General features: G+C 63.8%; 21 protein-coding genes and 1 pseudogene. 12 read left to right on the top strand and 10 right to left on the bottom strand.

What is annotated here, in order from left to right; genetic code table 11:
* Positions 1-62: 62 nt before the first annotated feature.
* Together AU465_RS05550 and AU465_RS05545 are read right to left on the bottom strand one after the other, a co-directional pair.
* The gene (locus AU465_RS05550) at positions 63-1,172 is read right to left on the bottom strand and encodes a glycosyltransferase family 2 protein (protein WP_192244739.1); all 1,110 of its coding nucleotides are present in this window, start codon (positions 1,170-1,172) and stop codon (positions 63-65) included.
* Positions 1,173-1,386: 214 nt separating this feature from the next.
* Positions 1,387-2,538, bottom strand: coding sequence for an acyltransferase family protein (locus AU465_RS05545; RefSeq protein ID WP_192244737.1), 1,152 nt, complete (start codon positions 2,536-2,538; stop codon positions 1,387-1,389).
* A 449-nt stretch (positions 2,539-2,987) separates the two neighbouring features.
* On the opposite strand from AU465_RS05545, the gene AU465_RS05540 reads away from it, so the two are divergent.
* The 3 genes from AU465_RS05540 (at position 2,988) to AU465_RS05530 (ending at position 6,134) form a co-directional block, all read left to right on the top strand.
* Complete coding sequence (locus AU465_RS05540; RefSeq protein ID WP_246505887.1) at positions 2,988-4,016, top strand: EamA family transporter; 1,029 nt, start codon at positions 2,988-2,990, stop codon at positions 4,014-4,016.
* Between the two features lie 320 nt (positions 4,017-4,336).
* Positions 4,337-4,861 (top strand): hypothetical protein, encoded by a 525-nt coding sequence (locus AU465_RS05535; RefSeq protein WP_192244735.1) that lies wholly within the window; start codon positions 4,337-4,339, stop codon positions 4,859-4,861.
* An 811-nt stretch (positions 4,862-5,672) separates the two neighbouring features.
* Positions 5,673-6,134: a hypothetical protein gene (locus tag AU465_RS05530; protein ID WP_192244733.1), complete on the top strand. Its 462-nt coding sequence runs from the start codon at positions 5,673-5,675 to the stop codon at positions 6,132-6,134.
* Positions 6,135-6,307: 173 nt separating this feature from the next.
* On the opposite strand, the gene AU465_RS05525 is transcribed toward AU465_RS05530, so the two are convergent.
* Together AU465_RS05525 and AU465_RS05520 are read right to left on the bottom strand one after the other, a co-directional pair.
* Positions 6,308-6,952, bottom strand: coding sequence for a response regulator (locus AU465_RS05525; RefSeq protein ID WP_192244731.1), 645 nt, complete (start codon positions 6,950-6,952; stop codon positions 6,308-6,310).
* Positions 6,949-8,349 carry a sensor histidine kinase gene (locus AU465_RS05520; RefSeq protein WP_192244729.1) on the bottom strand — a complete coding sequence of 467 codons (1,401 nt, stop codon included), beginning with the start codon at positions 8,347-8,349 and terminating at the stop codon, positions 6,949-6,951. The genes AU465_RS05525 and AU465_RS05520 overlap by 4 nt, the downstream gene beginning before the upstream one ends.
* 247 nt (positions 8,350-8,596) lie before the next feature.
* Between AU465_RS05520 and AU465_RS05515 the strand changes: the two genes are divergently transcribed.
* From AU465_RS05515 to AU465_RS38125, 5 genes and pseudogenes are all read left to right on the top strand, one after another.
* Positions 8,597-8,815, top strand: coding sequence for a hypothetical protein (locus AU465_RS05515; protein WP_192244726.1), 219 nt, complete (start codon positions 8,597-8,599; stop codon positions 8,813-8,815).
* A gap of 511 nt (positions 8,816-9,326) precedes the next feature.
* On the top strand, positions 9,327-9,677 hold the full coding sequence (locus AU465_RS05510) for an ArsR/SmtB family transcription factor (protein WP_192244724.1): 351 nt from the start codon (positions 9,327-9,329) through the stop codon (positions 9,675-9,677).
* Positions 9,674-10,387 (top strand): aquaporin, encoded by a 714-nt coding sequence (locus AU465_RS05505; protein ID WP_192244722.1) that lies wholly within the window; start codon positions 9,674-9,676, stop codon positions 10,385-10,387. Before AU465_RS05510 ends, AU465_RS05505 begins: the two co-directional genes overlap by 4 nt.
* The gene (gene arsC, locus AU465_RS05500; protein ID WP_192244720.1) at positions 10,384-10,791 is read left to right on the top strand and encodes an arsenate reductase (glutaredoxin); all 408 of its coding nucleotides are present in this window, start codon (positions 10,384-10,386) and stop codon (positions 10,789-10,791) included. The genes AU465_RS05505 and arsC overlap by 4 nt, the downstream gene beginning before the upstream one ends.
* A gap of 8 nt (positions 10,792-10,799) precedes the next feature.
* Positions 10,800-10,976: pseudogene (locus tag AU465_RS38125) on the top strand (sulfite exporter TauE/SafE family protein); the annotation flags it as partial.
* Positions 10,977-11,035: 59 nt separating this feature from the next.
* Here the strand turns inward: AU465_RS38125 and AU465_RS05495 are convergent.
* Entirely contained in the window at positions 11,036-11,218 is a 183-nt protein-coding gene (locus AU465_RS05495; protein WP_210324999.1) for a hypothetical protein, read from the bottom strand.
* Positions 11,219-11,639: 421 nt separating this feature from the next.
* Between AU465_RS05495 and AU465_RS05490 the strand changes: the two genes are divergently transcribed.
* The 4 genes from AU465_RS05490 (at position 11,640) to AU465_RS05475 (ending at position 13,939) form a co-directional block, all read left to right on the top strand.
* The gene (locus tag AU465_RS05490) at positions 11,640-11,789 is read left to right on the top strand and encodes a hypothetical protein (RefSeq protein ID WP_095770090.1); all 150 of its coding nucleotides are present in this window, start codon (positions 11,640-11,642) and stop codon (positions 11,787-11,789) included.
* Between the two features lie 100 nt (positions 11,790-11,889).
* On the top strand, positions 11,890-12,147 hold the full coding sequence (locus AU465_RS05485; RefSeq protein ID WP_040973109.1) for a metal-sensing transcriptional repressor: 258 nt from the start codon (positions 11,890-11,892) through the stop codon (positions 12,145-12,147).
* Between the two features lie 7 nt (positions 12,148-12,154).
* On the top strand, positions 12,155-13,480 hold the full coding sequence (locus AU465_RS05480; protein WP_192244718.1) for a cation diffusion facilitator family transporter: 1,326 nt from the start codon (positions 12,155-12,157) through the stop codon (positions 13,478-13,480).
* 186 nt (positions 13,481-13,666) lie between these two features.
* The gene (locus AU465_RS05475) at positions 13,667-13,939 is read left to right on the top strand and encodes a PilZ domain-containing protein (RefSeq protein ID WP_192244716.1); all 273 of its coding nucleotides are present in this window, start codon (positions 13,667-13,669) and stop codon (positions 13,937-13,939) included.
* A 58-nt stretch (positions 13,940-13,997) separates the two neighbouring features.
* Here the strand turns inward: AU465_RS05475 and AU465_RS05470 are convergent, their stop codons facing one another.
* The 5 genes from AU465_RS05470 to AU465_RS05450 form a co-directional block, all read right to left on the bottom strand.
* A complete protein-coding gene (locus tag AU465_RS05470) occupies positions 13,998-14,465 on the bottom strand; it encodes a methyltransferase family protein (RefSeq protein ID WP_192244714.1) in 468 nt (155 codons plus the stop codon).
* Positions 14,466-14,636: 171 nt separating this feature from the next.
* Positions 14,637-15,587 (bottom strand): S1/P1 nuclease, encoded by a 951-nt coding sequence (locus AU465_RS05465; protein ID WP_192244712.1) that lies wholly within the window; start codon positions 15,585-15,587, stop codon positions 14,637-14,639.
* Positions 15,588-15,805: 218 nt separating this feature from the next.
* The gene (locus AU465_RS05460) at positions 15,806-16,129 is read right to left on the bottom strand and encodes a DUF2934 domain-containing protein (protein WP_192244709.1); all 324 of its coding nucleotides are present in this window, start codon (positions 16,127-16,129) and stop codon (positions 15,806-15,808) included.
* Positions 16,130-16,233: 104 nt separating this feature from the next.
* The gene (locus AU465_RS05455; RefSeq protein WP_192244707.1) at positions 16,234-17,319 is read right to left on the bottom strand and encodes an alcohol dehydrogenase family protein; all 1,086 of its coding nucleotides are present in this window, start codon (positions 17,317-17,319) and stop codon (positions 16,234-16,236) included.
* Positions 17,320-17,364: 45 nt separating this feature from the next.
* Positions 17,365-19,803, bottom strand: a complete 2,439-nt coding sequence (locus AU465_RS05450; protein WP_192244705.1) for a GcvT family protein — start codon at positions 19,801-19,803, stop codon at positions 17,365-17,367.
* Positions 19,804-19,944: the final 141 nt, after the last annotated feature.

Here is a 19,944-nt window from a genome sequence, read left to right as displayed (position 1 = left end):
CCCCCCTCTGTCCTGCCAACGTCGACCGCTGCCACCTTGCAAAACAAATTCGCCCAACCAGCTCATGCCGCCCCCATCCTATAAGGCGCAAGCACGGATGCCGCCGGCGCGGATTTGAGGCGGTAGGCCATCCGGTCGGCCTTCTTGCCTGCCCACATCGAGGCCTGGCTCAGCCAGGGCGCCCAGGCGCCGGGGCGCAACGCATATTGCTCGCGACGGCGGATCGCGTTCCATTTCACCGTCAGCGTCAGCAATTCATGCGTCAGCGCCGGCCGCTCCTCATCGTTGACGAGTTGGTAGAGGAAATAGAACAGGTTCAGCGCTCCGGCCTCGAAACTCGGCCGCGTCGTATCGGGCAGCTCGGCGATACGCGCTTCCATTGCTCGGACGAATTCCGCCGCCCGGCGTACGGTCTCGAAGGAGACGCGATCGCCGATGGCGCGCAGGTCCGCGCTATCGTCAGCCAAGCCCTCGCGTTCAAGATTCTCTGCCACGATTTTGAGATGCGTGCGCCGCATCTCTCGGGTGTGCCGGCTGGTCACGCTGCCGGCGTGCACCCGGTAGACGAGCAGGCTTTCCTCCATCAGCGCCGCCGGATAGCGGTCGGCGAGCCGCCGGAAGAGGTCGAAATCCTCGGCATGCCGATAGAAGCCGTCGTAATAGAGGTCGGCATCCGCAATGACGTTGCGGTTGTAGACCACCGTTGGGTGCATGAAGATGGTGAAGAATTTCGACAGCACGGGAAGGCCGAGGCGGAACACCGGATCGAGTCTGCCTCGCGCGATGCGGCCGTGGAGCAGTGGATCGACGAGCGCGCCGCAAAAGCCAAGCTCGGGCCGCGCGGCAAAGAGCGCCGCCTGCCGCGACAGCCGCCAGGGATAGGCGAAGTCGTCGGCGTCCATGCGCGCGACGAGTTCGCCCCGCGCTATCTGCAGCCCCTCATTAAGGCTGGCGACGAGGCCGCGATTCTCGCGCGAGATGATCGAGACGCGGCTGTCGTCCTGGCGGAAGCGCTCGAGGATCTCGAGCGACCTGTCGGTCGATCCGTCGTCGATGGCGATGACCTCCAGCCGGCGGTAGTCCTGCCGCAGGATCGAGCCGATCGCCGCGGCGAGGTAGGGCTCGGCATTGTAGACCGGCAGCAGCACGGAGATGAGGGGAGCGGCGGTCATCGATATCCCCACGGTTGCAGGTGGTATCGTATTGGTGTCGGCCAATTGCCGATGTTGGCGCTGCCCCGTAAACGGGGAGAAAGAAGCTGGCCGCCATGCCGGCGCTTTTCTGCGACGCCGGCGATTGGCGAAACCGGCGACGAGAGCGCCCCTCTCCCCGTTCTACGGGGAGAGGATGCCGGCAGGCAGGTGAGGGGCAGCGCGACGCTCGCCATTATCGTCTCGCCTCCGTTCTCTGCAGGTCGAGTGCGCGACTGCCGGCCACACCGCTGGTCCATCTGTCGTCGCTCGCCACGCGAGCGCTTGGTCGCACGACATAAGGAAAATAGCGCTTGAGGCCGTTGAGCGGCTTTTCGAACAGCGCCCAGGAAAGCGAGGCGACGATCAGCGTGGCGGCGCCCGCGACCAGGAATCGCCCCGGTCCCTGTTCCGAGACGTTGAGCGGGATCCATGGCTGCGCCTTGACGGCATAGGCGAGAAGGATCGGGTGGTAGAGGTAGACGCCGTAGCTGATGCGGCCAAGCCCGAGCAGCGGGGGGAGTTCGGCCAGCTTGCCGAGCGTGCCGCCGAGGCCGGTGGAGCAGGCGGCGACGATTGCCGCCAGCGGCACCAGCGGCAGCACCTGCACCAGCAGCCAGCGCGGCCATTCCCATGTCGAGTCCGCCGGCCCCGGATCCGACCAAACGACGAGCAGGAAAACCGCAGCCAAGGTCGGCCAGCCAAGCCGCATCCATCGCGGCACGCCCGCGCCCCTGGCGCGGCGCACCGCAAGCAGGGCGCCGCAGCCAAGCGCATCCATCGAGGCCGGCGGCAACAGATCGCGCGCGAGCGCCGGGTCGGCGGTGATCGGCCAGTAGAAGCGGTAGGCGAGCGAGAAGCAGATGACGCCGATGGTGATCGCTTCGATGCGCCTGCGCGGCGCCAGAAGCACGATCAGCGGCCAGGCCAGATAGAACTGCTCCTCGATGCTGAGGCTCCAGAAATGGCAGAGCAGCCAAGGGTTCCAATCGTTGCGCAGCGCATACCAGAAATTCGAGAGATAGAGCGCATGCCAGGCGAGTGACGATCTGGACTGTTCCAGGTCGGTGAACCAGACCAGCGCCAGCACCGCGAAATAGGGCGGGAAGATGCGGATCATGCGCCTGGCATAGAAGGAACGCAGCGCCGGTCCGGCCTCGAATGAGGCGGCGTCGCGCGCCTCCAGCAAAAGCCGCGTGATCAGGAAGCCGGAGAGTACGAAGAACAGCCGAACGCCGAGATGGCCGAGGAAGGAGGTGCCGTTTGGCGCGAGGAAATGCGCGTAAAGCACCAGCGTCACGGCAACGGCCCGCAACGCGTCCAGCTGGATGTCGCGCGCGTTCGCCATCAGCGGCGTCCGCCAGGTCTGCCGCAAGATCCGGCGTTGGAGGCCCCAAGCCGGTCCGATCTGCCAGTCGACAAATCGCCGTCCGAAGCGAGAACGCCATCTTTGCAGGCCAACGGAATGCCCACCCGGATCAATTAACGTCATCCTCCACTGCGCATCCCCGCTCAACGATTGTAGCGGTTGATGTTGCAGCGCAACACAAAATCCTTACGGCTTTGAAATAAAGCTGTGATGTCCATGGGTGTTTGCCATAGTTGGATGCCGAGTTTAGTCGGACGTCTGTCCAATGGTCCTATATGTTTTTGGGTAGTTGGTCTGAATATTTGGAAGTATTTATCGTAAAGGATGTTGGCGAATTGGTTCGGCAACCATAGCGGGAACAATGGAGGTATCGAAGCAGGCACCTTTTTGTGCCTCAGGGTTCTTCGGCGGTTCCGCGAAAAAGCGTCTTGAGTTTCAAAGTCTTGTGCGATGCAGCAATCCTGCCGGCGGCGGTCGCCGCCTGTCCCACCATCCGCCGCCCGCTGCCTCACGACAATGTGGTCGCCAGGCCTTATCCCCGCATCCGACCATGCGGGCAGGGGGATGGAGTGACGTCGACGCCGATCGCAAAACCGGAGGCGCAGCTGGGCGCCTTACCCGTCGTCGGCCTGCTTGGCGCCATTCTTTCGGTGCAGGTGGGCGCCGCCTTCGCCAAGGGCCTGTTTCCGGTCCTCGGGGCGGAGGGCACGACGATGCTGAGACTCGTCATCGGCGCGCTGATGCTGGCGGCGGTGCTCAGGCCATGGAAAGTGCTGCCGACACGAAGGGGACTGCCCTGGCTTGCCGCCTATGGCGTCACCGTTTCGGTCATGAACCTGCTCTTCTATGCCGCGCTCGAGCGCATTCCGCTGGGTATCTGCGTGGCGCTCGAATTCACCGGCCCGCTTTTCGTCGCCACCCTTGGCTCCAGGCGCTTCCTCGACGTCGTCTGGGTGGTGCTGGCGGTCGCCGGCATCGTGCTGCTTTCCCCCTTCGCCGATGTCAGCCGCGGGCTCGATCCGGTGGGCGTGCTGCTTGCGCTCGCCGCCGGCGGCTGCTGGGGGCTCTATATCATCTTCGCGCAGAAGGCCGGCACCGAGCTTGGCGCCCGCACCTCGGCCTATGGCATGGCGATCGCCGCGCTGGTCGCGCTGCCTTTCGGCTTCACCGCCGCGGAACCTTATCTCACCGACCCGCATGTCATGGCGGCCGCGATCGTCATCGGGCTGTTCTCCAGCGCGCTGCCCTTCTGGCTGGAGATGATGGTTCTCGCCAGAATGCCGGCGAAAGTCTATGGCATGATCGTATGCCTGGAGCCCGCGGGCGGCGCGCTGACCGGTTTTTTCTTCCTGCACGAGAGCCTGAGCGTGTTGCAATGCGCCGGTATCGGCGCCGTGATCGCCGCTGCGTTCGGCGCGGCCGTGACGGCGAGGGCGCCGGTTCCGTCGCCTGGTTAAGGCTCAATGCATGTCGCCCAAAAGTGCGCAGCGGTTTTGGGAGAACGACATGCATCAAAACAAAGACTTAAAGCGCGATGCCTGAATCCATTTCAGCGCAACCCACGCAAGAAAAAAGCTGTGCGCGCAGCCGCGCCCGACCACATCTGGTGGTTGAGATAGGACTTAGGTCCGATATCGTTGCGAAAAAGGTCTGAGAAAACAAGACAAGGGTCGTGGGCCACTTCCCCACGACGCGCTGATTGGGGATGCTGATGCTGCGACATTGCCGGTGGGGTAGTTCGGCCGAAGGGTCGGATGGCTGGCAAGGGGAGAATGGGATGCGCGTATCGCGCATGGGCTGCAGGCTTGGCTTGCGGGCGCTCACTGCGCTGGCGCTTGTTGTCGCGCCTTTTCATCTCTCCTTTGACGGTCCTGTCGTGGCCAAGGCCTATGCCGGCAAAGGCGGCAATGGCAACGGCAACGGCGGTGGGAACAGCGGCGGCGGAAATAGCGGGGGCGGAAATAGCGGCGGCGGAAACGGAAACAGTAACGGCGGCGGCAATAACGGGAACGGCAACTCGAGCGGCAACAACGGAAACGGCAACGGTATCGGAAACAGCGGCAACAGCAAGGGCGCAACGAACAGTGCCGCAAGTAGTAGCGCCGCCGATGTCGACGATCATGTGAACGCGGCGACCGGCGACAAGGTCGAGGTTAGTGGCAATAGCATCCAGGTCACGCACCGGAACGGAATGAAGGAGGCGGTCGAAGACGGCAGGTTCAGGATGGAGGACAAGTTTGGTCGCACCATCGTCGATCGTAAGGCCACAATCGCCGATCTCAATCGACTGAAGAGTCTATGAGAACAGAGTTTGTGAGAGCGAGGTTCTATCTGGGTTAGATCATTAAGGGACCAAAGGCCAGCGCTGCAAAATCAGGTTGCCACCTTTTGCTTCGTCTCTTCGGTCCTGATCGTCTTACGACAGAACTCCCGCTGCTCACCTTACCCCCGCCTTTTGGCGGGGGTACTTTTTTGGGCCCTTGGGACGGCTGCCGAGGTAAGGCGGGCTCTTGGCGCATGGCCCCCGCAGGCCGGGGAAACAGTCCACACGCAAATCAAAGGGTTACGGCACTTTCCGTGTCCAAGATGGCACGCGCCATAGCATGCCGCGGTTCGTTGAGTGTCCGCGTCGTTCTCGCGAGCCACAGTCATAATGAATTGCTAGCCAATTTCCAAGCGATTTGGTTAACGCAGCGGCAGTCGCGGCTCCGAGTTGTTTCTCCCTCCAAGCATATCGCCCAAAAGTGCGCAGCGGTTTTGGGAAGACGACATGCGCAAAAACAAGGACTAAAGCGCGTCGCCTGGATACGCTTCATCGCGACGCGCTTAAAGCATGTTTCCCGAAGTGGGAACCGGTTTCGGGACAAAGACATGCGTAAAATCAAAAACCTAAAGCGCCGGAGCGTATCTGAAAGATCGCGACGCGCTTTAGTTGCGACGATGGTCCCCAAGCGGCCGCAAAAAAGGTCCGATCGGGCATGGCATGGGTCGTGGGCCGCTTCCGTAGCCTTACCAAACCGTGAATCTTTTCTGGGATACCGGTTCCGCCTTGGCTCGGCTGAGAGCGGAACTTCGGCAGGGCCGAGGCGGAACCGGCATGAACCAAGGACAGCATGCGCGAACCCGCCTCCAAAAGGTTTGTCCGCCTTACGCTGCGCGCCGCGGCCGCGCTGGCGCTTGCTGTCGTGACTGTTCATTTCACCCCCGATAGCCTCGCCAAGCTCCTAGTGGCCACCGCTTATGCCGGCAATGGTCATGGTGGGGGTGGCGGCGGCAATGGCGGCAACAGCGGTGGCAATTCAGGCAACGGCAATGCCGGTGGCGGCAATGCCAATGCCGGTCCTGGAAACAACAGCGGCAAAGGCAACACCAACCCAGGCAAGTCCGCCAGCCATGTCAATGCGACGACCGGCGATACCGTAAAGATCGACGGCAACAAGATCACCGTCATCCACCGCAACGGCATGAAGGAAGAGATCGAGAACGGGCGCTTCGAGATGACGGATGCGCTAGGCCGCACCATAGTCGACCGCTGGGCGACCCAGGAGGATCTGGCCCGCCTGCTAGGCTTGTGAGGGTTGAGAGAAGCTACCCCCTTTTCCCGCACCCTCGCATGTCACCCCCGTCTTCCGGAGGCGGGGGTGATTACTTTGGGGATGGTGAATGGTGAATAGTGAATGGTGAGACGGCGGCGCCGTGACGTCAGCTTCTACTCACCAACCACCCACTATTCACTATTCACCATTCACTAATTCCTGTCTCTCGCCTCATGCATCAGCAGCGCGGCCTCGGTCCGGTTGCGCACGTTGAGTTTGGCGAGCACTCGGGTCATGTGGTGCTTGACCGTCTTTTCCTGCAGCGACAGGCGGGCGGCGACTTCCTTGTTGCTCAGGCCCTCGGCCACCAGCCTCAGGATCTCGGCTTCACGGCTGGTGAGCTGGCTGAGCGGGTCGGGCTTGCGGCTGGTGGGCTGCAAGAGGTCCGACAGCAGCCGCGCCGAGAGCGTCGGCGACACGTAGCTCTGGCCGTTGGCGACGTCGCGCAGGATCTCGGCCAGCGACTTGGAGCCGACGCCTTTCAGCACATAACCGCGCGCGCCCGCCTTCAGCGCCTGGGCAACGTCGGCATTGGTCTCGGACACGGTGAGCATGACGATCTTCTGCTCGGGCGCCGCCGAAAGGATGCCGGCCAGCGCATTGAGGCCGCCGCCCGGCATGCTGATGTCGAGCAGCAGCACGTCGGGCGCGCTGGCGCGGACTAGCCTTTCGGCGTCCTCGGCGCTGGCGCCTTCGCCCACAAGCTCGAAGCCGCCGATCTCGCCGAGGCTGCGCGCCACGCCCTCGCGAAACAGCGGATGGTCGTCGACAATAGCGATGCGGATGGGTGCGGTCACGGCTGCTCCTCGACAGACAATGTGATTACCAGTCTCGTTCCCCCAGGGCCCGAAAGCGTCTCGAATTGCCCGCCAATGCTTTCGATACGCTCCCTGAGGCCGGCGAGCCCGAGGCCTTCGCTCCGTGCGGGGTCGAAGCCCGGACCGGTGTCCTGCACCTCGACCAAAAGCTTGCCGCCCTTCATCGTGGCTCTCACCTGCTGGCCCTTGCCCCTGCCGTGCCGGTAGGCGTTGTTAAGCCCTTCCTGTACGAAACGATAGATGCTGATCTTCTCCGAGGTGCCGAGTTCGGGCAAGCGCTCCGGCAGCGTCAGCAACACTTTGGTGTCGGTGCGGCGCTCATGCTCGGCGACCGCCAGCCGCAATATGTCGGCGACCGCCTGCGTCTCGATCTGCGGCAGCACCAGGCCGTTACAGATGCCGCGTATCTCGCGCATCGCCTCGCCGAGCGTCTTATGGATGCCGGCGATCTCGGCTTCGCGCTGCGGTTTCGGCGTCGCGGGATCGACCAGCACCGGACTGTCCATCCTGAGCGCGGCAAGCGCCACCAATTGCGCCGGGCCGTCATGCAGGTCGGCGCCGATGCGCCGCAGGTAGCGCTCGTTGATGGCGGTGGCGCGGCGCGAGGCGCGCTGCACGCGCTGGCGCAGCGACGAGTTCTGTGCCAGCGCCGCTTGCAACTCGGTGACCTTGGCTTCCAGCGCGGCACGCTGTGTCTGGATGGTGCGGCTGCCGCGAAACACGATGCCCGACAACAGCGCCAGCGAGGCCGCCGTGGCGCCGGCCACTACTAGCCAGGTCCATCTCAACGCCGAGTTTAGCGTCTGCTGGAAATCGTCGGCGATCTCGTAGAATTCTGACACCGCCACCACTTGGCCCGACCAGGGCTCGCGCACGGGGTTGTAGATCTCGAACAGCGGCGCATTCACCGCTTTCTCTTCGCGGGTCTCAGGGTCGTCGGTGAGATCGTTGTATTCGGCCACGACATTGCCGGCGAAGGCCGAGATCAGATTGGGGTTGGGAGGAAAGGTCTTGCCGATCAGCGCCGAGTCGTCGGCGTAGAGCACGGTGCCGTCGCGCCTCCACAACTTGAACGACACCAGTGTCTTGCCGAGCGCGCCCTGGCCGAGTGTTTCGTCCAGCGCCCGCTTGACCGTGTCGTCGAGCTGACGGCTCTTGCGCAGGTCCGGCAGCAGCGGCGCAATGACGCTGTCGACATAGAGCGCTGTCGTGGTGGCCGAGTTGTGCATCACCCCTTGGCGGATCTGCGATGTCACCCAGAGGCCAACCACGAGCATCACCGCCAATAGTCCAATGCCGCCGGCAATCACAAACTGCCAGGCCAGCGACAGCCCGCTCCAGATTTGCACAAGTCGCTTCAAAGTCTCCCTGGGCATATGCGCGATTCACCCCACCACGAGCAAAGACTATAGGCCAGCCGCGGCGATTGCGACACCGACCTTGGTCCTGCGTCCAGGGAAGGGGTTAACGCCATCGCGGCTGCCGGATGCGAATGGCCATTGGAAGGCTCTAAAGCGCGTCGCGCTGAAACGGATTCAGGCGGCTTGCGATAGAGAAAAAGGCGGGGTTGGCCGCGCTGCTTCCGGCGGAACGCAAAGCGGGGCGACCGCGTTTTGTGTCGCTATGCCGAAGAGTTCTTTCCCTCACAACGCCGAGAGGCCGGGCCTTGCCTCGCTTGCCGAGGCGGAGCGCCAGGCGCGCGCGGAAAAGAACGCCAGGCTAAGGAACCTTCGCACGCATACGTCATGGCTGGTGCTCGATCCCGATGCGCATTTCCGCGACGAAATCGACTGCTCCGCGCTGTTTGGCGAAGCTCCCATGCGAAAGGTCACCCCCGGGTAGGGCGGCCCTCAGCCGTTATGCCGTCTGAAGCTGTCCGACTGAATCCGCGCGCGATATTGCGACCAGCCGCGCAGCGGCCAATGGCGCCATGAGCATGAAAACCGCGGTGATGCCGAGGAAGATCGACCAAGCCAGATCAATCCCGCTGTGATCATAGCAGACTGCCAATCCCATGACGCCTTACCTTTTTATTATACCCACCCCCGCTGCGCATCAGGTTGCCACGCATTGACCCAAGCATGATCCTCATTTGCAAGAAATACAAGAGATCGCTAATTTGCCTGCGCCGGGGCGCCGACAATTCGGTTAACTGCAACAGGCCTCGCCGCTCGCAGCCGGAGAACATGATGCGCCGGCCGCCTTCCGGTCTTCCAGCCGGCGGTCGCGCGGCTTGCAGCGCGCCGGCCGCGGCGACAGCTCGATCTCGACGGGGGGCAGGGGCGATTTTCCGATTGTCAGGATAAAACATATCGGCTATCCATCATTTCAATATTTCAAGGATTATTGAAACGTGGATGAGCGTCAAGCCCTGGTCGCCTTTGGCGCGCTGTCGCAGGAGACGCGGCTGAGGCTGCTTCGGTCGCTGGTCGTTGCCGGGCCTGACGGCATCGCCGCCGGTTCGCTTGCCGAACAGGTCGGGGTCTCGCCTTCCAATGTCAGCTTCCATCTCAAGGAACTGGAGCGCGCTGGCCTCGTGACCGCGCGGCGTGACGCGCGCTCGATCGTCTACAGCGCGGAATATGATGCACTTTCCGGCCTGATCCGCTTCCTGATGGAGGATTGCTGCTCGGGCCGTCCGGAAATCTGCGCGCCGGCGCTTGCCACGCCCTGCTGCCAGCCGGGCGAGGGGAGGCGGCAATGATCTCCTACGATCTGCCGCGCCGGGTTGTCGCCGAAGCACTGGGCACCGGCCTGCTGGTGGCAACGGTGGTCGGCTCCGGCATCATGGCCGACGCGCTGACGCATGACACGGCGCTGGCGTTGCTTGGCAACACGCTGGCGACCGGCGCCATGCTGGTGGTGCTGATCACCATCCTCGGGCAGATCTCCGGTGCGCATTTCAATCCGGCCGTCTCGCTCGTCTTCTGTTTGAACCGATCGCTGCCGGCCCGCGATCTGCCGGCCTATCTCGCCGCGCAGTTCGCCGGCGGCATCGCCGGCACCATCGGCGCGCACCTCATGTTCGGCCTGCCGGTTCTGGAGATCGCGACGAAGCTGCGCGCCGGACCGGCGCAATGGTTCTCGGAAGTTGTCGCGACATTCGGCCTTGTCGCCGTCATCCTCGCCGGCCTGCGCTTCGACCGACGGGCCGTGCCATGGCTGGTCGGCCTCTTCATCACAGCCGCCTACTGGTTCACGGCCTCCACCTCCTTCGCCAATCCGGCCGTCGCGGTGGCGCGTTCGCTCACCAACAGCTTTTCCGGCATCAGGCCGGTCGACCTGCCGGGCTTCATCGTAGCCGAACTGCTCGGCGCCCTGATCGCGCTGGCGCTGATGGGCTGGCTGCTACGGCCTGACATCATTCAGCAATCTGAGCCACTGAAAGCCCAACCATCCAAAGGCAAGTCATGACGGTCACGATCTACCACAACCCCGCTTGCGGCACCTCGCGCAACACGCTCGCCATGATCCGCGCCAGCGGTGAGGAGCCGGTGGTGATCGAATATCTGAAGACGCCGCCGAGCCGCGAGCGGCTGCTGGAATTGATTGCGGCGATGGGGATCACTCCGCGTGAGTTGTTGCGGGAGAAGGGAACGCCTTACGCCGAGCTTGGTCTCGCCGATCCGAAATGGAGCGACGACGAGCTGATCGATTTCATGCTCGCCCATCCGATCCTCATCAACCGGCCGATCGTCGAGACGCCGAAAGGGACAAAACTCTGCCGGCCTTCGGAGGCGGTGCTGCCGCTGCTCGACAATCCGGTGCGGGAGTTTATCAAGGAGGATGGCGAAAAGGTCGCCTACACGCCACGCTGAGGGGCGCGATACAGCAGGCTCACAACAAACCGCTGACATTCGCGTCCGGCGCGGGCATTGGCGCGCTTGGTGGCCTTACCGGATTGGACGGAGCCGAGTTCCGCTTGCCCCTGCTCATAGGTCTCTTCCGCTTCGGAGCGTTTGAAGCGGTAATCCTCAACAAGGCGACAAGCCTGGGAATCGTCTGGGGCCCTGCGCCGGTCTGGTTGCGCTCGTGCGCCGGTGATCGAAACGGCGAACCGCTTTAGGCGCAGTCCTTCAGTTCGACCACTTCGACACCGAGGCGGAAGGCCTGGCCGTCGGCATAGGAGCGGGCATATTGCTCGGCTTCGAAGGGGAAGGTCAGCGTGGTGCCGTAGGCGGTGACGCGCACCGTCCACTTCTGGCCCTTGACGAGTTCGACGCCGTGAAGCTTCGCCGTCACCATCTCATCCTCCTCCAGTCCGGCATGCCCGCAACGCTACCCTAACGTTACGGAAGTCATTTGAGTACAAATAATCCGACCGAATTGTGTCGCTGCCGTCTCGATTCCGACATTCGGCCCGGCGCTTCCGTGAAATGGATCACTTTCGGTCGGGCCTGTTGGCCGGCCTACCGCCGGTTTCGCGCCGCGGACGCTGCCCGGAGGCAACCCCGATGGCAAGCAAACCACGAAAGACGCCTCGCCACGACCCTGCTTCGATTTTTTGCTAGTCTGCGGTCTCACGTTTCGCGCCCGGTTTCGGGATGCTGCCAGCCGGATGCACGGGGCGAGCATCGATCGGCGGAACCCTGACCCGTTGGCAATTTTGACCTGGAACCGGCATGGTTCCAAAGGGTTTAGGATCATCTGCGCACAGGAGGTTGCCATGATCCGCAAGCTGAAGTCCGGCGAATACCGTCTCTATTCGCGCAAGGTGGATCCGAGGACCGGCAAGCGCCGGAATCTCGGCACCTTCAAGTCGCGCGAGGCTGCCGAGAAGCACGAACGCGAAGTGCAGTACTTCAAGCGGCATTAGTTTCTTCAGGCAGATCGACCGGATTGGCCCGTAGAGCCAACCCGCACGTTTGACGCGTCGCTCGTTGCTATATCCTACCCTGGGGGATAGGATAGCCCGCATGACGATACATAGCTCCCATCCCGACATCATCGCCCGGCTCAAGCGCGCGCATGGCCATCTGGCCGCTGTGCTCACCATGTTCGAGCAGGGGCGCTCCTGCCTCGATCTGGCGCAACAGCTTCATGCCGTCGAAAGCGCCGTCGGCAACGCCAAGCGCGAGCTGATCCACGACCACATGGAGCATTGCCTGGTCGAAGGCGGCGAGCCGACCAGGGACACGCTCAAGGAGCTGAAGCAGCTCACCAAATATCTGTGAGGCCACCATGTGGGCAAGAATTCTGGACTGGTTCGGGTTCGGGGCGCATGGACATACCTATGGCGGGCACAGCCATGATCATCACGGTCCGCACGGTCATACGCATGGCGTGATCGACGCCACGATCGCGACGACCGATCGCGGCATTTGGGCGATCAAATGGTCCTTCGTCATCCTGGCGGTCAGCGCTGCCTTGCAGGTTACCGTCGTCGCGATTTCGGGCAGCGTGGCGCTGCTCGCCGACACCATCCACAACATTGCCGACGCGACCACCGCCATACCTCTCTGGATCGCCTTCGCGATGGCGCGCCGCAAGCCGACCCGGACCTTTACCTACGGCCTCGGTCGGGTCGAGGACCTCGCCGGCATCGTCATCGTTCTCATCATCCTGGGGAGCGCGATTGTCGCCGGAAACGAGGCGATCGACCGCCTGCTCAATCCCCAGCCGGTGCGGTTCCTTGGCTGGCTTGCCGCTGCCGGCGTCATCGGCTTTCTTGGCAATGAGACGGTGGCGGTGTTCCGCATTCGCGTCGGCCGGCAGATCAACAGCGCCGCGCTGGTCGCCGACGGCTATCATGCCCGCACCGACGGGCTCACCAGCCTCGCCGTCGTCGTAGGCGCGATCGGCGTCTGGATCGGCTATCCGCTTGCGGATCCGATCATCGGCCTCATCATCACCGTCGCCATCTTTGGCATTGTGTGGCAGTCGGCGCGGTCGGTGTTGACCCGGATGTTGGACGGGGTGGAGCCCGGGTTGGTCGACGAGATCCATCATGCTGCCGAACATGTCGTAGGCATCGAGAAGGTGGTCGAGGCGAAGGCCCGCTGGCTCGGCCACAAGCTGCATGTCGACGTGGCGATTGCGGTCAATGACGGTCTGCTGCTCGCCGCGGCAAACAACATCGCCGCATCGCTGAAAGCCGAGCTCTTTGTCCACATTCCCGCGCTCGACGTCGCCACGGTCCGTTTCGCCGGGCCGCAGGCCGAAGGTGCCCACCATCACGCTCCCGATCCGTTCCTGGTGTCGGGCAAGCTCGCCAGCGGGCTCCTGGAGATCGTCGACACGCCGCAGGGCGAACGCATGCGGCTGCGCCTGTCGCGCCATGCCGAGGGGCTGCAGGCGCATGTCGCCATCGAGCGGCCTGGCGGTAGGGTCGAGCGCCTGCCGCTGTCGCCGGTCGGCGGCGATCATCACTATCTGCAGAGCCTCGTCGCCCCGGCCGAGCCGCATGAGTTCAGCGCCAGGCTGCAGCTCGCGGCCGGCACCAACAGCGAGAATCTGCTTTTCGCCATGATGGAGCCGGAAGGCCATCACCACGCGCATGCGTATTGAAGAAAGGGCGTCTGCTCGGTGGCCTGTTGCCGACGCCAACTTCGGGCTGCAAAGTCTGCGGAAATGGGCTCGCCTCCAGCCGACAGCGATTAGCAACCGCTAACGGATCGGAAAGGCCTCGCTGCTATGGTACAGCGTCGCGGTTGGGAAGCTGAGCCCGCCGAAGAGTTCCGGGACGAGTGCACCATGGCCACCTTTCCCCACGCAGAGCGCCGTCTTCATTCACGAGAATTCGTGCTGAAGCAGGCCACGATCGTCACCAGCGACGCCAGCATCCGGTGCTCCATCCGAAACCAGCACGAGCATGGCGCCGAACTGCGCGTCGGGCCGCAGGTGGAACTGCCGGACCGCTTCACGCTGATTGTTCCCGACGACGATGCCGTCTATCGCGCCGTGGTGCGCTGGCGGCGCAACGAGCGCGTCGGCGTGCAGATATTCAGCAACTCGATGAAGGGCTGACGGCCGAAACACGCCCACCTGCTGGGCCGATCGCATGGATCAGGTGCGCGGCATCGCCTTAGAGATAGCGGCGCACGCTCGCCTTGTAGGCGCGATAGGGCTCGCCGAACTTGCGCTCCAGATAGGCCTCTTCGCGCAGCACCACGCCGGAATGCAGGACGAGGAAGATCGGGACGAGAGCGAGCACGCCCCACCAGGTATCGAACACGAGCCCGATCCCGAGAAGCAGCCCCATCAGGCCGACATAGAGCGGGTTGCGGCTGAAGCCGAACGGGCCGCCGGTGACGATCGCCAGCGTCGGCTTCGTCGGGTCGATATTGGTGCCCCCGCGCTGCATCGTCATGCGGCCCCAGGCGATGATGGCGATCGCAAGGGCCGCAAGCGCGATGCCCAGCACCATGGTCAGCGGTCTGCCGCCGATCGCCAGCGGCCAGACATAGCGCAGCGCCAGAATAAGGATCAGCGCTACAAGGAACAGCAGCGGCGGGAACACCGCGACGCCGGGATTGTCTTTTTCGTCGTTCATGGCCATTTCCGCCGGTCGAGCCAGGCGCCATTGCCGTCTCCCGACTATGCATCCGCGCGGGCCGCGCGGCAATCGCCGCTTGGCGGGGCAGGCTTGGAGCGGGTCAGCCCCATCAAAGCTGAGCCGCTCCAAGTCAGCGGCACTTCTCCAGAAGTGGCCTTTCTCCGCCGCTTACTTGTCAACCGCCAGCGTCTCATTGAGCACGGCGGCCAGATGCAGTCCGCCGAGCGCGAGCTGCTCGACGGCGACCGGCGAGAATTTTTCGAAATAGGCCTGGTCGAGGATCACCTCGTGCGGGTTGTCCGACTTGATCGACGTGCCCTTGGGCAGGGCGCGATAGGCGTCCTCCGCTGCTGCGTGGCAGGCGGCCAGCCATTTCTCAGGCGTCTGGTCAGCCGCCGGCATCGGCGCGAGATTGGGGATGACCTCGGTCTCGAGGTCGAGCGCGACCTTGCCCCAATCATAGTATTTGAACAGGATCAGGCTCGAACCCCACACCGCATGGAAGGTGGTGAGGTCGCGGTAGGTGGAACCGTCCGGCTTCGGCCGCGAGACGTTGAAGGTGACCGTCAGCGTGTTGCCGCCCTGGTCGCCCTGGTTGTTGTCCATCCGCTCGACGCAGTGCAGCGGCTGCGACAGGTCGCCGACCAGATGGACAACGAAGGCGAGCGCCTTCCAGCGCTCCTCGTCGCTCTTCTTCGGATCGGCAAGGATTTTCTCCTGCGCCGGCAGCGCCTTCATCAGGCAGGTGCCGAAACTCGCATCGTCCTTGCAATCGCGTGCCGGGTCGTAAGCGGTGGCGCCGGCCGTCGTGTCGCCGGGCTTCGACGCCAGCGGAATGTCGACGAAATGCCAGTTCGACGTCTCCTTGTGGTTCTCGGCGCGATAGTCGTCGGCCCAACTCGCGACCGAGGCCAGAGAGACCGTCGCCGGCAGCTTCAGCTTGAGATGCGAACGCAAGAGCTGCTCGATCGCCCCATAGGCGTCTTTGCTCAGCCTGTGCTGCGCGATCTCGGCAATCACGGCATGGCCTTCCTGGCCCCAGGCCAGCGCCTGGCCACACATCGCCCCATCCATCGACATCGCCGCCGCCAAGGAAACCGCCGCCGCTTTCCAGGTCATCGCCTTGCCTCCCCAAGGTTTGGATCCTGGAAAGTACAATGCAGGCGCGTGTCACAAACAAGCGGCTTCCCATGCCGCTATCGTGCGGAGAGGCTGTTGTCTGGCGCTTCGCGGTTAAAGCATGTCTCCCGAAAGTGGGAACCGGTTACGGGATAAAGACATGCGTAAAATCGAAAACCTAAAGCACATGGAGCGAATCTGAAAGATCGCGACGCGCTTTAGGGCCTTGTCCGCGCCTGGATGCTCTGCGCCGCCTGCTCGATCGCGGCCCGGTCGTTGCCCAGCCGATCGAGCAGTTCCTGCGCCTGCCCGCTGCTGATCCCGGTGCGCTCAGCCAGCGCCTCGACCGTCAGCACATCAGCGCTGCCGGACCCTCGCGTTTCAGGCAGCGCGTCGTCCGCCGTCAGCGGCAGGGCCGCTTCGCGATCGATTTCCATCTCGGCCTGATGCCAGTGCCGCTCATGGTCGCCATCGAGGCTGCCCTCGCGCTGCCAGATCTCGTAGGCGCGCTGTCTGATCTTCTCGATCCGATCGTCGTCCATTGCTGTTTCCTCCGTGCGTGGTGATCAACGCAGGGCAGGGCGGAACGATCCGTGGCGGTGCAAAGATGACCGGTCGCCTGCGTCGTCGCTACGACAAAATCGCGTCAGCCTGACGTCGAGCTGTCGCGCTCAGGCACTAGGACGAGCTTTCCGGGGTACGCTTTCGAGAGGAAGTCCTGCTGGGCTTTGACGATCTCCCGCAGCGGGTAGACCCGCGAGACAAGTGGCCTGAACTCGTTCCGCCCGATGTATCCGACGAGGTTCTCAAAAACCTCGTCTTCCTGGAAAGTGCAGCCGTAAAGGGTGAGGTCGTTGAGATAGATCGTACGCAGGTCGATTTCGGAGATCGGGCCTCCGATGGCGCCCGCCACCACATATCGGCCGCCGCGCCGCAGCGTATCGAGCAATTGCGGGAGCCGAGGTCCGCCGACGACGTCGATGACAACGTCGACCGATCCCGCGCCGAGAGTTTCTCTCAGGTCGGCGTCCCGATCGATCGTCCGATCCGCTCCTTGCGCCAGCACCGCCGCCGCCTTGGACGCCGAACAGGCCGCAATGACCGTCGCGCCACGGCGCCTGGCCAGTTGAACCGCCGCCAATCCGACGCCGCCCGAAGCACCGGTGACCAGCACGCGCTCGGTCCCCACGCGTGCCCTGTGCAGCATGTTCTCCGCCGTCGAATAGGCGCATGGCACAGCGGCCAGTTCCTCGTCCTTCCAGTCGCAGCGCACGGTGTAGGTTTCCCGCGCGGGAGCCACCACGAACTGCGCGAAGCCGCCTTCGCACTCGCTGCCGAGCGTCCAGCATCCGTAGGGGCGATAGCCGACATAGGTGCGCAGCATGTTGCGCACCAGGACGCGTTCTCCGATGCGTTCGGCCGTGCCGCCATTGCCGACGGCGACGACGCGGCCGCATACATCCGCGCCCTGGACGCGCGGGAACTCGAGAGCCGTGCCGGACCAGCCCGCATCCGCGTCGTCGACGGCGGCAAAGCCTCCCGCGCCGCCGCTGGCGGTTTCGGACGTCACCGTTTTTGAATACCAGCCGATGCGCGTGTTGATGTCGGTGTTGTTGATCCCGGCCGCGGCGACCTCGATCAGCAGTTCACCCTCGCCAGGCTTCGGCACCGGCACTTCGCGGTAGACGAGTTTGTCGAAACCGCCATGTCCGGTCAGGAGAACGGCTTTCATCGTCTCCGGTATCAAGCTTCCCATCTCCCGTGCTCGATGGTCTGATTACATCCGCGCCCTGGCCGAGGTCGGGTCGTAAGGCGAATCCGCGATCACCTCGGCGACCTTCCATTCCCCCAGGATCGCGACGTCCAGCTTCGTGCCGGGCTTGCTGAGACGCTCCGGCAAGAGCGCCAGCGCCACGTCATGCCCGAGCGCGTAGCCATAGCCGCCCGACGTGATGCGCCCGACCAGCGCGCCGTCGATGTAGAGGCCCTCGGAAGCGAGCGTGCTCGCGCCGTCGGTTTCAATTCTGAGCGTGACCGACCGGCGCTGGTCGCCCCTTGCCTTGTATTTCAGCACCGCGTCGCGCCCGACAAAATCGCCCTTGTCGAGGCGGATGAAACGCTCGAGCCCGCTCTCCAGCGCGTTGAGCTCAGGATTCATGTCGCGATACATGGCGCGATAGGATTTTTCGAGCCTGAGCGACTCCAGCGCATGCAGCCCGACGAGCCGCATGCCGTGCTTCTCGCCCTCCTTCAGGATCGCGTCCAGCAGCTGCCGCTGGTAGTGTAGCGGATGATAGAGCTCCCAGCCGAGCTCGCCTTCATAGTTGACGCGCAGCAGCCTGACGTCGCTGGCCAGAGCGACGCTGCCGGTCTTCACGCTGAACCATGGGAAGCTTTCGTTCGAAAGTTCGACCTCCGACAGCGGTTGCAGCACCTCGCGCGCCTTGGGGCCAACGACCGTGAAGCAGCCGCGGTCGTTGGTGACGTTCCTCAGGCTGACGCTGCCGTCGGCGGGAAGCAGTCTTGAGAGATCGTCGAAATTCCAGCGCTCCGCGCGCGGCGTCGAGATAAGGTAGAAGAGATCGTCCTTGAGGCGAGCGATCATGTATTCCGCCTGCACGCCGCCTCCCACCGTGAGGTGATGCGCGAGCGTCACCCGGCCGGCCGCTGGCAGCCGGTTGGCGAGGATGTTGTCGAGCCAGGCGGCAGCGTTCGGCCCCGAAACCTCGAACTTGGTCATCGGGGTCATCTCGACCAGGCCGACGGCGTTGCGCACCGCCTGGACTTCCTCGGCGACGAAATTCCCCTTGGGCGTCCAGCGCCAGCTATACTGGTCCTTGGCCTCGACGCCCTTCGGCGCGAACCAGTTGGGCATTTCCCAGCCGTTGAGCACGCCCCAGACCGCGCCGAGCTCGGTCAGCCTCGCATAGGAGGGCGCGGTCTTCTGCGGCCGGGCGGCGGGCATGTCCTGTCCGGGATATTTTTGTTCCGCATGCGTGCCCCAGGCCTCGCGGACCTTTTCGCGCGTCCAGGCCTTGTTGGCATAGTCGCCGAAGCGGCGCGGGTCGAGATCGGACGTGTCGAGGCTGTTGCCGCCCTCGACGATCCGCTCCGACAGATAGTAGCCGATCGTGCCGCCCCACAGGATACCGCCCGGCACGCCCTCGGCCAGCCACACATTGGGCAGGCCCCAGGCCGGCCCCATCAAGGGCAGCTCGTCCGCGGTCATCTGGAACGGGCCGCGGACATTGGCCTTGATGCCCACTCGTCCCAGCTCCGGAACCAGCTGCAGTGCCTGCTCCCAGTTCCACGACACCGCCTCGAAATCCTCCTCGACAAGATCGGCGCCGAACCAGGCGGGGACGCCGTCCTCCGCGAATAGCTTGAGGTGCTCGGTGCGCTCATAAGGCCCGAACATCAGGCCGTCGCCTTCTTCGCGCAGATACCCCTCAAAACCCTCGTCGCGCAGGATCGGCATTTCGGGACGTCCCTGCCGCTTGCGCTCCACGACCTCCGGCACGGCTTCGGTGATCCAGTACTGGTGCAGGATCGGGATCGCCGGGATGTCGAGGCCGAGCAACGCGCCGGTTTGGCGCGCATAGTTGCCGGTGGCGCAGATCACGTGCTCGCAGGTTATGTCGCCCTTGTTCGTCTGCACGAGCCATTCGCCACCGGGCGTCCGCTTGAACCCGGTGACTTCGGTGTTGAGATAGACCTTGCTGCCCAGATCCCGCGCGCCTTTGGCCATGGCATGGGTCACGTCGGCCGGCGCGATATGGCCGTCGTCCGGATGATAGAGCGCGCCGAGCATATGGTCGTTGTCGAGAAGCGGGCAGAGCTCCCTGGCCTCCGCCGGCGTCAGCAATTGCGCCCGCATGCCCTGGACGTCGGCGACGCTCATATAGCTCTTGAACTCGTCGAGCCGATCCCTGGAATTGGCGATGCGCAACTGGCCGCATTTGTGCCAGCCGACCGGCTGCCCGGTCTCGGCCTCGAGCCCTTCATAGATCTCGATGGTCTTCTTGATCATCCGCCCGACATTGATGTTGCGGGCATAGGACGGGACGAGGCCTGCCGCATGCCAGGTCGAGCCGGCCGTCAATTGGGTGCGCTCGAGCAGCGCCACGTCGGTCCAGCCGCGCTTGGCCAAGCCATACAAGATGCCGGCGCCGACGCAGCCTCCGCCGACGATCACCACTCTCGCATGTGTCTGCATCAAATCACCAAATCCGGACCGTTTTCAAAGAGCGCCGCCGAAGCTACAGGCGACGGAAGGACATGTAACGTTCTGAAAAACTAGGGGTGACGATAAGCTGGGCTTATGCAGCGGTCCGCTTGGGCGGAGTGGCAAACTGGC

The sequence above is a fragment of the Mesorhizobium silamurunense genome, assembly GCF_014843905.1.
GTDB classification, from domain to species: Bacteria; Pseudomonadota; Alphaproteobacteria; order Rhizobiales; family Rhizobiaceae; genus Mesorhizobium; species Mesorhizobium silamurunense.
Note: the sequence above shows the minus strand (reverse complement) of the source record. Positions and strands in the feature narration are given on the sequence as shown.